This window comes from Paracraurococcus lichenis, from assembly GCF_030657435.1.
GTDB classification, from domain to species: Bacteria; Pseudomonadota; Alphaproteobacteria; order Acetobacterales; family Acetobacteraceae; genus Paracraurococcus; species Paracraurococcus lichenis.
Window position 1 is genome coordinate 1 of record NZ_JAUTWS010000099.1, and the last position, 13880, is coordinate 13880.

Consider the following 13880-nt stretch of genomic DNA (forward strand, 5'->3'; position numbering starts at 1 on the left):
GTCAGGCGTTCCTGCAGCCCGATCAGGCCAGCGCGCGGCAGACCTGGCGCCATGTCGCCGACCAGCTCCGACCTCGGTGGCCGAAGCTCGGCGTGCTCATGGATGAGAGCGAGGACGATGTCCTCGCCTACATGTCCTTCCCCGCCCCGCACAGGACGAAGCTGCACTCGACCAACACCCTGGAGCGGCTGAACAAGGAGGTGAAACGCCGGGCCGACGTGGTCGGCATCTTTCCCTCAGAAGCCTCCATCATTCGACTGATCGGCGCCGTCCTGCTCGAGGCCAACGATGAATGGCAGATGCAGCACCGCTACATGGGCGTCGAGGCCATGGCCGAGATGCTCAGTCCGGCGCCCACCAATGAAACCCTGCAACTGCCACCCAGGCCCGCCTGAGCCGTGGTCACCCGCAGACCATCAGCAAATTCCACCACGTTGACGGACGCTACCCGGCGAACGAGTTTCGCGCGGCGGACGTAGCGGCGCATGCTGCCGAGGTGGCGGTGGCGGGAATGGGCCATGATCTCCTCGTCGCCGAGACCCTGGCGATAGGCCTCGGTGATGAAGCCCGCGCGCAGCCCGTGCGGGCTGACCGGCTCGAGCCGGGTGCCCTGGATGCCGGCCGGGCTCGACCGCGCCCCAGCGGCTGACCGGGCGGAACAGCGGCCCGTAGCGCAGGCCGGCGGCGGCGATCCAGGCCTCGACGGCGCGCACCGGGCAGGTCGCGGGGTGGCGGCCGCGCGGGATGCCGAGCCGCACCCCCTCGCGCGCCCGGTCGCCCTTGCTGGCGGCGAGGCGGAGGGCGAGGCCATCGGCGGTGATCTCGATCCAGGAACGGGCGAGGTCCTCGGACTCGGTGCCGCGCTCGACGTCGAGGGCGAGGAGTTCGGAGCGGCGCAGCGCCCCGGCGAAGCCCAGCAGCAGCAGGGCGCGGTCGCGCTGGCCCGCGAGGTCGTGGCCGCAGGCGGCGGCGAGGGCGCGGATCTCGGGCAGGGTCAGGGCGGCGGCCTGGCGCTGGGCGGAGCCGGCCTGCCTGGCGAGGCCGGCGGTGGCGTCGGCGACCAGCGGGTCGCGCAGGTCGACGGGGTGGCCGTGGCCGCGGCTGAGCCAGGCGACGGCCTGCAGCCGGCGGCGGATGGTGCTGATCCGGGCGCCGCGGTGGCCGAGATCGGCGACGAAGGCGGCGAGCGCGGCTGGGCTGGCGGGCAGGGCGGGGAAGCCGCTGCGGCCGCAGAAGGCCCACCAGTCGCGGCAGTCCGCGGCATAGGCGCGCAGCGTGTTGGCGGCCTTGGCGCCGCCGGCCAGCGCCAGGGCGGCGGCGAGCAGCCGCTCGCCCTCGGGGGTGAGGCTGGCGGGCAGGGCGAGGCGGCGGGCGTCGCGGCCGGGGGCGGGCAGGGGGTCTGGAGCGGGCATGGGGTGCGATAAGACATATTATCGCACCCTTGTTATCGCACCCTTGCGGACGATGCCACAAATAGGGCAACGGCAGCGCAAACCCCTGCGCCGCCTGAGGGCGCACCGGCGCGCCGCACCCTCCCTCACCGGCGACGCCCCGAGGACGACAACGAGGGCAGGGTGGGCTCGGAGGAGAGCCTGCAACGGCCTGTCCACCGCATGGCCGGCCTACCCTGCGCGGGCTCGTATCCGGCGATCCGCGACACCCTCGCCGATTGTCCGCCAGCACGGTGCGCCGCCGCTATTCGCACCCCCGAAATCCGCCGCCTCGTTGCTACCTGCACCGATGGCCTCGCCGGCACCAGGGAACGCGCCCTCCTGGCGCCCGGCGATTACGACCGGAGTTCGACCCTGTCTGTGACAATCGAATAGGGCAGAGTCGGCGAGGCATCACCCAGCTGATGCACCAGCAGTCTTGCCTGGCCATTCCGGTGCCTCTGCCAGCGTGGGTCGTGGTGCTGCGGTGACCCTTGGCGCGCGCCAAGGCTCCGGTCCGCAGAGTGGGCCGATGAACGCCGCCCCGCCCCTATCGGGCGGAGCCCAGCACCGCCTCGCGCAGGCGATCAATGAAGCCGACCATCCAGCGCGTGTAGTCCGCGGCCGCCTCCGGCGTCCCCCCGGCGGCCTCCAGCGCCAGGTCGGCCAACCGTCCGCGGACTGACGGCGCAATGGTGGCACGGCTGAAAGCCGTATTCAGCCGAGCCACTACCGGGGCCGGTGTGCCGCCGGGCGCGAAGAGGATGACACCCATGTTGAAGCCGAGGTCTGGGTAGCCCGCCTCGGCGATGGTCGGCACGTCCGGCAGCGCCGGCAGTCGCTCCGGCGAGAGCACCGCCAGCGCCCGCAACCGCCCTGCCGCCACATGCGGCAGCAGCAACGCCGTCGGCTGAACCAGGAAAGACACTCGGCCCGCCAACAGGTCGGGCGTGTAGTCGCCCCGGTAGGGCACGTGCACCGCCTCGAAGCCCAGGCGCTGGGCGAAGCGCGCGCCCAGCAAGTGGAACAGCGTGCCTACCCCGAAGGAAGCGTAGGTCAGCTCGCCCGGTCGCCGCCGGCCCAGCTCCGCCAGCCCCATCAGGTCGGTCACCTGCAGGGCGGGCGCGGCAACCACCATCCAGTGGTCCCGCGTGGCGCGGGCGATCGGGGTGAAGTCGGTGAACGGGTCCATCGGGGGCCGCCCCGCCAGCAGGAAGGCGTGCACGATCGTGTCGGCTCCGCCGAGGAAGAGCGTGTGCCCGTCGGCTGGAGCGCGCGCCACCGCCTCCGCCGCAAGGATGCCACCGGCCCCGGGGCGGTTGTCCACCACCAGCGGTTGTCCGAGATCCGCGGCCATTGGCTCGGCGATCGCGCGGGCAGTCAGGTCAATGGTGCCGACGCCCGGGGCGACACCGACCACGATCCGCACGGGCCGCGTCGGGAAGGGAGATGGCGCTTCGGCCGAACCCTGGCCGAAGGCGGCCGGCGTCTCCGCCGCCACCACATTCACTACGCCCGCCACCCGGAGGAAGTCCCGCCTGCGCATCGCTCCCTCCTCTGGGGCACTCAAGGATCGCGCCCTCCTCCCAGCACCCTAGATCCCGGCCTGGACTGGCGGAAGGCCGCCCTGTCGTTGCACCAACCCGGCATAGTTGTCGCTGTGCCCGGGCACGGAGCGGCAGGGACGGCCCTACTCCGCGGCGGCCGCAACCGCGCCACCTGCTTCGGCTAACGACCTTGAGCGGTCGTTCTTGCAGACCGGCTCGCCTCACTCGTAGCCTCGCCCAACAGGAAGCCCTTGGACGAACCGTCCGCAAGAGGGGTGGCGACCGAGGGAGGGGACATCGTGGCCGGCACCCGCCGTTCGCTTGTGACATTGGCTACGGGTTCGGCCCTGGGCCTCGCCGGCGTGCCAGGCGTGGCGCGTGCCCAGGCCTACCCGTCGCGGCCTGCACGCATCCTCGTCGGCTTCGCCGCTGGTGGCGCGACCGACATCCAGGCCCGGCTGATGGGGCAGTGGCTGTCGGACCATCTCGGCCAGCAATACATCGTCGACAACCGCAGTGGCGCCAGCGGCAACATCGCCACCGAGATGGTCGCCCGGGCGGCGCCCGATGGCTACACGCTGCTCCAGGTCGTCACCCCGCACGCAATCAACGCCGCGCTCTATTCAAACCTGCCCTTCGATTTCATGCGCGACGTCGCCCCGGTGATCTGCGCGGCACGGCTCGCCTACGTCGCAGTGGTCAACCCGGCCTCGCCGGTACACAACATCCCCGAGCTGATTGCCCATGCGAAGGAGAACCCGGGCCGGATCACCTACGGCTCGGCCGGGACCGGCACGCCGCAGAACATCTCGGTCGAGCTGTTCAAGATGATGGCCGGGGTGAACCTGCTGCACGTGCCCTATCGCGGGGGCGCGCCCGCCGTGGCCGACCTGATGGCCGGCCATATCGAGGTCGTGTTCAGCCCCTTGTCCGAAGCCATCGAGCAGATCAGGGCGGGCAAGTTGCGGCCGCTCGGGGTCAGCACCGCGGCCCGGCTCGACGTGTTGCCGGACGTGCCGCGGATCGCCGATTTCGTGCCGGGCTACGAGGCCAGTGGGTTCGCCGGCATCGGCGTACCGCGGGGCACTCCGGCTGCCATCATCGATCTGCTGAACCGCGAGCTGAACGCGGGCATCGCTGATCCCGGGGTTCGGGCCCGCATCATCGACCTCGGAGGCACGCCGGCCGGCGGCACGGCGGCCGAGTTCGGCGAGATCCTGGCAGCCGCCATCGAGAAGTGGGCGCGGGTAATCAAGTTCGCGGGCATCAAAGCAGACTAGCACTACCTGGGCACTTTTGGGCAAGATTTGCCATCCCCATTTCCTCGCTGTCGGATGTGGCGAGAGGTAGAGATGGCAGGCGTTGGCGGCATCGGAGGCGATCTGGATCGCTGGCTGGAGCCGTTCCTCGCGGCGCTCGGGCATAGGAAGCGACGGCTCTGGGCGCCGCTGTATCTGCGCGGGCTGTTGGGCCCGAGCGAGCGCAAGAGCCTGCAGCCGATGGCGGCGAGCCTGGGTCTGTCGGGCCATGACCAGTTGCAGCACTTCATCGCCAGCCCGGCCTGGGATGACGCGCCGCTGTGGCGGGTGCTGGCCGAGCAGGCGAACCGGCTGGTGGGCGGGCCGGAGGCGGTGTTGGTGATCGATGACACGGCGCTGCCGAAGAAGGGCACGCTCTCGGTGGGCGTGGCGCGGCAGTACTGCGGCCAGCTCGGCAAGCAGGCGAACTGCCAGGCGCTGGTCTCGCTGACGCTGGCCGGGCGGGAAGTGCCGGTGCCTGTGGGGCTGCGGCTGTTCCTGCCGGCGGAGTGGACCCGCGATGCCGGGCGCTGCGCGGCGGCTGGCGTGCCGGACGCGGCGGTGGTGGCGCGGAGCAAGGGCGAGATCGCGCTGGCCGAGCTGGACCGGCTCATTGCCGCTGGCGTGCGGTTCGGCCCCACCCTGGCCGATGCCGGCTACGGCGCGAGTGCCGCCTTCCGCCAGGGCTTGAGCGAGCGTGGGCTGACCTGGGCGGTGGGCATTCCGCGCAACCAGAAGGTCTACGACGTCGATGTCCAGCTGATCCCGCCCGCAGGCCGCAAGCGGCGCCCGGCACCCGACCAGGAACCCCGAGAGGCCGGGGCGGTGCTGGCAGACCTGCCCTGGCGCAAGGTGACCTGGCGACATGGCACCAAGGGACCGCTCACGGCGCGGTTCGTGGCCATGCGCGTGCGCGTCGGTGACGGCGCGACCTGGGCGAACAACCGCCACCTGCCGGGTGATGAGGTCTGGCTGGTGGGCGAGTGGCGCTCGAGCGGCGAGCGCAAGTACTATCTGAGCAACCTGCCGCCGCGGACCTCGCTGCAGGCGCTGGCCGCCGCGATCAAGGCACGCTGGGTGTGCGAGCAGGGGCACCAGCAGCTCAAGCAGGAACTCGGCCTCAGCCATTTCGAGGGCCGGTCCTGGACGGGCCTGCACCGGCACGCGCTGATGACCTGCATGGCCTTCGCCTACCTGCAGCACCGTCGCCTTGCCGGGCAGCGCCCGGCGAGGTCGGGGAAAAATCCGGATCTGCATTCCGGGACCGCCACCATCGCCGAGCCTGCCGGCCGTACGTCGCGCCATCATGGCGCGGCTCTGCGTTGAGCTTGTCCCACCAATCTGCTGTCCGCACTGCCGACACAGATTCCAACCGCTACCAGATCGAATACTGCCCAGGTAGTGCTAGGCTCTGTGGGCCCTACTTCATCGCAACCAGGCATGCGTAGTTCTGGGCTGCTGTCGGGTTGTCGGCCTCCACTTCGAAGTGGTGCAGCGACATCGGATCGGCAAAGCCCGCTTGACGCAGCAGTTCCAGATGACGCGCGACCTCGAAGCGACCGGGCTCGTAGATCCAGGCGGTACCGTCGGGCTTGATGAAGTCGCCATTCACGAGGACACCGCCGGGCGGCAGCGTCTCGTAGCTGCGCGCGTAGACATCGGCGACGGCGTGCTGGCTCCCGAGGTCATGCAGCGCCCAGGTCGAGACAATGGCGTGCGGGCGGCGGGTAAGGCGGGTTGGCCAGGACTGGTCCAGCAGGTCGGCCTGGGTAAAGGTGACACGCGGCGCCAGGTCGCCGAGGATCCGCCGCGCTACGTCAATGAAGACCGCAGAGAAATCGAGGCCCTCGTATCGCAGCGCCTGGTCCCGTTCCAGGATATGCCGCGCCATGTAGCCGGGGCCGAGGCCAAGCTCGAGCACGTTGGGCTCGGGCACGGACAGCCGGCGGATCTCGGCGTGGACCATGTCGAAGAGAACCAATCGCGGCGGCGATGGGACAAAGCGGTCGGCCCAGCCCTGCACGAACTCGGCGTCGTGGAATTCGTGCTGCGCACCGACAAATCCAGCCATGTCCGTCCTCCCCGGCCGAGTTACCACCACACTATCAGCGAGGGCTGAGCGTGGCTAAGCGGAACGGCAACTTCCTATTGCGAGGCGAAGCGGTCCTTCGCGCTCACGGGGTCAATCCAGCCGAGTTCCCTGAGCGCGTAGCCGTCGTTCCAGACCTTGGTCATGTGTACGATCTTCCCGCCCTGGAATCGCATGGCGTAGACGTAGTCCGTGCGTGTGGTCTTGTTCGTGGGCGGAACGGGACCACCCGCCCGGTGGGTGCCGACGAAGGTGGCGAAGGCGCAGACCTGCCCGCGCTCGCGGTCCTCGGCGAACGCGTGCAGCTCGTAGGTGCCGTCCGTCAGCATCGAGAGGATGCCCTTCATCCATTCGGTGTACTGCTCCAGCGTCTGTACCTCCGCCAGCGCCCCTGCCTGCGCCGCAAAGGTCGCGCTCGGCGTGCAATGGGTCCGGCAGGCCTCCCAACCCCTGCCTGCCTCGCAGGCCTCGAAGAACGCCCTCGCAGTTTCCAGATTAGACATGGGCTCCTCCCCGACGCGCTCGGTCGTCCCAGCGCGGCGGCCGAGCCTAGGCGCGCAGGCGGACGCGGTTCAAGCGGCCCGACGCGGCTCGCCATAGCTCCCAGCGGTGTCGCCTCCCACTCCAGTTGGTTCGCAGCGTCTCGGCGCACCTGGGGCAAATTCACGGGCGCCGCCGTGATGCGGGCGCTGCTGCAACGGTAGAACTTCCTGAAAAGCAGCGGTTTTCCGGGCCGGTTCAGCCGTTGCTGCACCTGCGTGCCCTGGAATTTGCCCCGGGTACCGTCTCGGCCACCCGCGGCAGCGATGTGAGTGCGGGACCGAACGCGGCGCCTAACACGCGGGTATGCCTGCGCCTTCGGGTCGCCACCCTCACGGCCGCCGCATCGCCTTGATCGGCCAAGAGAGACGGCATGCTGCGCAGGGTCGCGACCAAAGCACGCCCCTCCCGACCTGCGCCCGCGCGATCCGGATCCAGGCCAGCGGCCACGCATCATCCCCCGCCGACGACGCCCATTGGTCCGGCGAAGACGACGGCAGAGTGGGCATGAACGACACGATACAGGGCTCGACGACACGGACCAGGGCGCACAGCAGCGGCTCGGGATCGCAGGGGTGAACCGCATTCCCCCTTCCATGGTTGACCTTCGGCACATTCTGACGTGACCTGGAGTGAGGATGGAACGCCGATGTTCGAGCAATGCCGCTGGCTGAACGAGCCTGCTGAGTGGAGGATGGAGACGGACCACGTTTCTGTCGTGACGGACCGCGGGACGGATTTTTGGCGAGAAACGCATTACGGTTTCACCCGGGACAGCGGCCATTTTTTCGGCCGAGAGGTTGAGGGCGGGTTCACCGCCACGTTGCGGGTTCGGGCGCGCTATGAAAGCCTCTACGACCAGGCCGGCCTCATGGTGCGGCTCGACGCTGAGACCTGGATCAAGGCCGGGATCGAGTTGTCGGACGGCGAGGCGTCGCTGGGCAGCGTGTTGACCCTCGGGCGTTCCGACTGGGCCACGGGATCTTTCCGCGGCGACCCGTCGGACGTCTGGATCAAGGTCACCGTCGAGCGCGGCGTGCTGCGCCTGCAGGCATCGAGTGACGGCCTGCGCTGGCCGCTGGTGCGACTCTGCCCCTTCCCAGCCGCTGAGCGGTACATCGTGGGGCCGATGTGCTGCACGCCGGAGCGAGCGGGCCTGAAGGTCCTGTTCAGTGACTACGCCCTGACCTCGCCGACAGGGAAGGCATTGCATGACCTATCCTGATCACGGCCGTGGTCAAGGCAGGCAGCCGAGATCGGCGGTTCTGCTCTATTCCCGGTCACCTGCTGGATGCGCCCGACATCCTGAAAGCGCACAAAGCACCCTAGCCTTGACCGATCGAGGTCGGCAGGAAGGCGGCCATCTGGTGATGGCCGCGTGTTCTCTAAACCGCGCCCTGAACATGGCCGCGTAGGATCCATGTACGGTGTGGTGCGAAGCGCTACGATCCTGCCCGGTAAGTCAACTTACGCGCTACGCTGCGCCCAGCACTGCCAGGCCATCCACCGCCCGTACGCCCTCGCCGGTCCGGCCAACGAAGAGAGGATTGATCTCCGCCTCCACCAAGCGCCCACCCAGCGTCTCTGCCATTCTGGCGAAGGCCAGGACGGCGTCGACAAGTGCCGTAACGTCGCAGGGCGGCGCACCGCGATAGCCGGCGAGCAACTTTGCCGCTCGCAACTCACCAACCATGGCCTCGGCGTCGGCACGCCCGATCGGCAGCAGACGCAGTGTGGTGTCCTCGAACAGCTCGGCCGTGACCCCGCCCAGCCCGAGCAGCACCGCCGGGCCCAACTGGGGGTCACGGTGGAAGCCGAGGATCATTTCAACCTCCGCTCGCGCCAGTTCGCCGACCAGGAAGCCTTCCGGTACCGGTGCGCCAGCCTGGCGCAGGCGCTCCAGCATATCGGCGCAGGCGGCCGGCAGGTCCTCGACGGTCAGCCCGACACGGACGCCGCCCACGTCACTCTTGTGGGCGATGTGCCGCGACAAAACCTTCAGGACGACCTTGCCGCCCAGTTGGCGGGCGGCCGCGACGGCGCCTTCAGCATCCGCCACCACGTATTCCCGGGTCGCCGGCACGCCGAAATGACCGAACAGTGCCTTGCTCTCTGCCTCGTTCAGCGGCCCGGCCGGCAGGTCCGCCGGGGCGGGCAGCGCCGTCACCGGTTCCGGAGCCGAGGGCAGCGGGCGGCACTGCAGCGCATCCAGCACGGTGGCGATGCTTTCTGGCGCGGTGAAGGCCGGCACGCCCCGCTGGTTCAGCAGCCGGGCGATCTGCGGGGCGTGCGGCGAGACGTAGACCAGCAACGGCTTATTGCTGCGCGCCGCGCATTCAGTCACCGCATCCGCGACGAGGCTCGGCTCAGCGAGAGCCGAGGAGCCGATCACGGTGACGGCCGCATCATAGCTCGGGCTCTCCAGCAGGGCGGCGATCGCGCTGCGGAAGACCTCCGGCTTCACTCCGGCCAGGGTCACGTCCACCGGGTTGCGTGTAGCGCCGGCCTTCTCGTCCTCGCCCAGCAGGGCAGCGATGCGCTCCGCGGTCGCTGTGTTCGGCGGTGGCAGTGCGAAACCAGCGACACCGCAGGCATCGGCCAGCAGGGTGCCGGCACCGCCGGTGGAGGTGAGGACGGCGATGCGCTTGCCCGCTGCCCGTTTGCCGCTGGCGAGGGCCGCGGGGATGTCCAGCAGGTCCGAGAAGGTCTGGGCCCGGATGACGCCGAGCTGGCGGAACAGCGCGTCGAACATGCGGTCCGCTCCGGCCAGCGCGCCGGTATGCGAGGACGCCGAGCGTTCCCCGGCTTCGGACCGGCCGACTTTGAACACTACGATCGGCTTGCCAAGTCCCGCGGCCCGCTGCGCCGCGGTGCGGAAGCGGTCCGGCCGACGCAGCCCTTCCAGGTACATGGCGATGACGTCGGTCGCCGGGTCGTCCAGCAACTCCTCCAGCACGTCGGTGCTGTCGAGGTCGGCCTCGTTGCCGGTGGCTACCAGCTTGGCAAAGCCGATGCCGCGATCGGCCGCGCGGGAGAGCAGCGAACCGAGGATACCACCGCTCTGCGACACCACCGAGATCCGCCCGGCTGGCAGATCGCCGACTTCCAGAGCACCAGTGGCCGAAAGGGTGATGCGGTCGGTCAGGTTCACGAGGCCGATCGTGTTCGGCCCGAGCAGCCGCATGCTGCCTGCCGCTTGCTTCAGCGCCTGTTGCCGGCTGCCACCCTCGCCACCGCTCTCGGCGAAGCCGCCAGCCAGCACCACGGCCGCTGCAGTCCCACGCTCAGCCAGGGCTCGCACTGCCGGCTCCACCTTGTCGGCACCAAGTAGGATGATGGCGGCATCCGGCGCCTCGGGTAGCGAGGCGACATCGGGGTAACAGGGCAGCCCGGCAATCTCCTTGGCGCGCGGGTTCACCGGATAGATGGCACCCGTGAAGCCATGCTTCTGCAGGTATCCCACCGGCCGCCCTGTCATCCGGGACGGATCGGCCGAGGCGCCGACGATGGCGACGCTCCGAGGCCGGAGAAGCTTGCCAATGGCGGTCATGACGGCCTCCCGGACTTGGCAGCAGACTTCGCCAGGAAGGCGGTGATGGAGTCCCGATGTTCCTGGGTGGAGTAGCAGATGGCCTGGGCTTGGCTGCCCATGTCGAAGACCTGCTCGACCGTCAGCTCGAAGGTCTGGTTCAGGATGGACTTGCTGAGCGCCAGTGCCGCCGGCGAGCCCAGGCTCAGCTCCCTTGCCCAGGTCCTGGCGCCGGCCAGCAGGTTCTCGGCGCTGGTTACACGGTCGATCATGCCAATCGAGAGCGCTTCCTCCGACGCGACGCGGCGGCCGGAGAAGATCAGCTCCTTGGCCCGCACCAGGCCAACCCGACGGGGCAGGAAGTACATGCCACCGCCAGGCATTGTCAACCCGTGCCGTCTCGGAACAAAAATTCGCAACGATGCGTCGCCGCCACGGAGGGTGAACGCAGCCTTTTTGCCGCCTCCAGCGCTGAGGGCGACATAATCCGGCGCTCATTCCGATGTGCGTTCGCCAAGTTGACAATCCCCAGCCTTCCACTGCCACACTCCACTATCGAAGGGCAGTCGCCGCTCTGCAACGACATCGCGGTCGCCGCCGACGGCACCGTCTTCGTCACCGACAGCCTCTCGGGGCGGATCCTGCGCCTGCGGCGCGGAGCCGGCGCACTCGAGGTCTGGGCGCAGGATGCGCGCTGGAACGCCAAAGGCCCACAGCTCGATGGCATCGCGGTGCTCGGGGACGGATCGGTCTACGTCAACCTCTTCGAGGGCGACGGGCTGTTCCGGGTCGCGGCACAACCGGACGGCGGCGCGGGCACTGTGACAAAGCTGCGGACCTCGCGGCCGCTCTATCATTCTGATGGGATGCGGGCGGCCGGACCGAATGCCCTTTACATGGTGGAAGGCGAGACGAAGGGGACGCTCGACCTTATCTCGATCCAGGGCGACGCGGCGACCGTGCAGACGGTGAAGGACGGCTTCCATGGGCCGGTCTCCCTGGTGCAGGTCGGTGACACCATCTATGTGCTCGACGTGCCGCTGAAATACCTGTTCGATCCGCAGTTCCGCTCGCGGATGCCGCCGCCCTTCAAGGCGGTCGGGGTAAACCAGCCTCGGTAGGATCTGCGGGAGGTGGTGCCGGTCGGCTCTGGCGCCGGCGCGACCTTTACTTCGCCGTGGAGATGGGGAGTTTCGGCACGCAGAGCAGGCTCGGCGTTCACCCGGTCGCGTGAACGCCGAGCCGGGTCAGCAGTCTACTGGCCCTGCCCCGCTTTCACGGACACCCCAGATAGGCTGAACGGCCTGAGAGGTGTCGATGGCGGAGAGCAAGAGGCAGCGCCGGGTCTTTCCGGACGCGTTCAAGCTCGAGGCGGTGGCGGCAGTCCGTGGTGGCCGCCCGGTCTCGGTGGTGGCGGCCGAGCTTGGCCTGCCGGACCGGCTGGTCCGTGGCTGGCTGCGCTGGGCGGAGGGCCGCACGGCGGCGGGGAGCGGCGCGCCGGCGCCGACGCCCACCCAGGAGCAGGCGGCGCCGGCGCGCCGCGTGGGCCCGAGCCCGGCGGATCAGGCGGCGGAAATCGGGCGGCTGCGGCGTGAGCTCGATCGGGTCCGGATGGAGCGCGACATCTTGGGAAAAGCCGCGCTCATCTTCGGCCGGGCGACGGGCCGGAGGTGAGCTATGGCTTCATCCGCGAGCACGTCGCCGAGTTCCCCATCCAGATCATGTGCGAGGTGCTGGGCGTGAGCCGCAGCGGCTACTACGAATGGGCCAGCCGACCGGAGAGCGCGCGAGCGGTCGGGGACCGCGCGGTGGCGGCCGAGATCCGCACCGCGCACGCGGACAGTCGCGGGCGCTACGGCAGCCCGCGCGTGCACGCCGTCCTGCGCGGCCATGGCCGGCGAGTTGGCCGCAAGCGGGTGGCGCGTCTGATGCGCGGCATGGGCTTGTCGGCCAGGCGCAAGCGCCGCTTCCGCCGCACGACGGACAGCGCGCACGCCTATCCCGTGGCGCCGAACCTGCTCGCGCGCGACTTCACCGCCAGCGCGCCGGATCGGGTCTGGCTGGCTGATTTGACCTACATCTGGACGGCCGAGGGTTGGCTGTACCTGGCCGTGGTGCTCGACCTATTCTCGCGCCGTGTCGTCGGCTGGGCCATGGCCGACCACCTCGGCCATGAACTCGCGCTGGCCGCGCTCGACATGGCCATCGCACGCCAGCGCCCGGCGCCCGGTCTCACCCATCACTCGGACCGCGGCGTGCAATTCGCAGCGCGGGAGTACCGCAAGCGGCTGAAGCAGCACGGCATGCTGTGCTCCATGAGCCGCAAGGGTGATTGCTGGGACAACGCGCCCATGGAGAGCTTCTATGCCACGCTGAAGGGCGAGCTCGTCGAGCAACGCGACTACCTGACGCGCGACGAAGCCAGGGCCGACATCTTCCAGTTCCTGGAGGGGTGGTACAATCGCAGGCGCTTGCATTCGGCCCTGGGCTACATCACACCAGAGCAGAAGATCGCGGCGTTCCAGGCGGCTGCTTCAGCCGCGTAACACTGTCCGTGAGAGCGGGGCAGGGCCACTTGCGCAACCGGGAGAGGAACCAGCGCTCATAATCCTCCGCCACTTGCGGCAGCTGGCGTTCCGGTGGCTCCAGTCGCCGGTAGCGCAGGACGAGGGTTTGGGGGAAGGTCAGCGTCGCCTCGCCGAAATGCAGGCCGTTCAGGAAAGCCGCATAGCCCGGCTCCTCCGGCGCGACGTTCAGGGGTGAAGGCCCGTAGCGGCTAAGAAGCTGTACGCGAATAAACCCCTTACTGCGGCTGGGTTTGTGCCACGAGCCGGCGTGAGAGGATGGAGATCATTGCAATCCAGGCGTGCGCCGCGAAGAGATCAGGCGCGCGGTCGTACACAATGTTGAGCCGGCGATAGCGGCTTGTATGGGGCAGTCCGGTGTCAACGGATTTCAGATGGCATTGCTCCTTCAGTCTGCCGGCATGAGCGGGTGCGGGTAGCCCGTCTATGGGGTTCGTCGGCAGGTTCTTGCCGTCGTTCGATCAGAAGCCAACGACGACCTGTCGGGCCCCTGTCAATGCCGTCAGCCGCCGAAGGCGGTGGCCGACGGCCAGCATTGAGAGGGGCCCGACAGGTCGTCATCCTTGACACTCGTACAACACGTGCTGACAGGCGAAGGGAGAACGATCGAGGGGAGCCCGCCTTGGGCGCGAGATGTCGCGCCGCGACCTTGTATTCGGTTGGATCCCTGGGATCCGGACCATGAAGCAGCCATGCGCTTCGGCGGCGAAGCTCCGGGGCGGCGGGCCCATTCTCATCTCGGCATGCAAGCCATGCCGCTATACGGGTCACCGCCACCTCGGACCGTTGTCAACGCCCTACCGCAGGAGCGCGGCCGGACGCCGAAACTGTATGTGTCTGCCCCACTTGCGGCAGTCAGGCG

General features: G+C 69.2%; 12 protein-coding genes. 6 read left to right on the forward strand and 6 right to left on the reverse strand.

What is annotated here, in order from left to right:
• Positions 1-395 (forward strand): transposase (locus tag Q7A36_RS34795; protein ID WP_305108399.1); only part of this gene is annotated, 395 nt, incomplete at its 5' end.
• Positions 396-416: 21 nt separating this feature from the next.
• Here Q7A36_RS34795 and Q7A36_RS34800 read toward each other — a convergent pair.
• Together Q7A36_RS34800 and Q7A36_RS34805 are read right to left on the reverse strand one after the other, a co-directional pair.
• Complete coding sequence (locus Q7A36_RS34800; protein ID WP_305108400.1) at positions 417-1412, reverse strand: site-specific integrase; 996 nt, start codon at positions 1410-1412, stop codon at positions 417-419.
• Positions 1413-1980: 568 nt separating this feature from the next.
• The gene (locus tag Q7A36_RS34805) at positions 1981-2976 is read right to left on the reverse strand and encodes a Bug family tripartite tricarboxylate transporter substrate binding protein (protein WP_305108401.1); all 996 of its coding nucleotides are present in this window, start codon (positions 2974-2976) and stop codon (positions 1981-1983) included.
• 300 nt (positions 2977-3276) lie between these two features.
• On the opposite strand from Q7A36_RS34805, the gene Q7A36_RS34810 reads away from it, so the two are divergent.
• Together Q7A36_RS34810 and Q7A36_RS34815 are read left to right on the forward strand one after the other, a co-directional pair.
• The gene (locus Q7A36_RS34810) at positions 3277-4257 is read left to right on the forward strand and encodes a Bug family tripartite tricarboxylate transporter substrate binding protein (protein ID WP_305108402.1); all 981 of its coding nucleotides are present in this window, start codon (positions 3277-3279) and stop codon (positions 4255-4257) included.
• A gap of 72 nt (positions 4258-4329) precedes the next feature.
• Positions 4330-5601 carry an IS701 family transposase gene (locus tag Q7A36_RS34815; protein WP_305108403.1) on the forward strand — a complete coding sequence of 424 codons (1272 nt, stop codon included), beginning with the start codon at positions 4330-4332 and terminating at the stop codon, positions 5599-5601.
• A gap of 94 nt (positions 5602-5695) precedes the next feature.
• On the opposite strand, the gene Q7A36_RS34820 is transcribed toward Q7A36_RS34815, so the two are convergent.
• Both Q7A36_RS34820 and Q7A36_RS34825 read right to left on the reverse strand, forming a co-directional pair.
• Positions 5696-6346: a class I SAM-dependent methyltransferase gene (locus tag Q7A36_RS34820; protein ID WP_305108404.1), complete on the reverse strand. Its 651-nt coding sequence runs from the start codon at positions 6344-6346 to the stop codon at positions 5696-5698.
• 74 nt (positions 6347-6420) lie between these two features.
• Complete coding sequence (locus Q7A36_RS34825; protein ID WP_305108405.1) at positions 6421-6867, reverse strand: ester cyclase; 447 nt, start codon at positions 6865-6867, stop codon at positions 6421-6423.
• Positions 6868-7553: 686 nt separating this feature from the next.
• Between Q7A36_RS34825 and Q7A36_RS34830 the strand changes: the two genes are divergently transcribed.
• Positions 7554-8129 (forward strand): DUF1349 domain-containing protein, encoded by a 576-nt coding sequence (locus tag Q7A36_RS34830; RefSeq protein ID WP_305108406.1) that lies wholly within the window; start codon positions 7554-7556, stop codon positions 8127-8129.
• A 249-nt stretch (positions 8130-8378) separates the two neighbouring features.
• Here the strand turns inward: Q7A36_RS34830 and Q7A36_RS34835 are convergent, their stop codons facing one another.
• On the reverse strand, positions 8379-10454 hold the full coding sequence (locus Q7A36_RS34835) for an acetate--CoA ligase family protein (RefSeq protein ID WP_305108407.1): 2076 nt from the start codon (positions 10452-10454) through the stop codon (positions 8379-8381).
• Complete coding sequence (locus Q7A36_RS34840) at positions 10451-10771, reverse strand: enoyl-CoA hydratase/isomerase family protein (RefSeq protein ID WP_305108408.1); 321 nt, start codon at positions 10769-10771, stop codon at positions 10451-10453. Before Q7A36_RS34840 ends, Q7A36_RS34835 begins: the two co-directional genes overlap by 4 nt.
• Before the next feature lie 54 nt (positions 10772-10825).
• Between Q7A36_RS34840 and Q7A36_RS34845 the strand changes: the two genes are divergently transcribed.
• On the forward strand, positions 10826-11554 hold the full coding sequence (locus Q7A36_RS34845; RefSeq protein ID WP_305108409.1) for an NHL repeat-containing protein: 729 nt from the start codon (positions 10826-10828) through the stop codon (positions 11552-11554).
• Positions 11555-11750: 196 nt separating this feature from the next.
• Positions 11751-12979, forward strand: a protein-coding gene (locus Q7A36_RS34850) for an IS3 family transposase (protein WP_305108410.1) whose coding sequence is annotated in 2 segments (ribosomal slippage) — positions 11751-12063 and positions 12063-12979 — 1230 coding nt in all. Because the reading frame shifts where the segments join, the coding sequence is not laid out codon by codon here.
• Positions 12980-13880 lie beyond the last annotated feature (901 nt).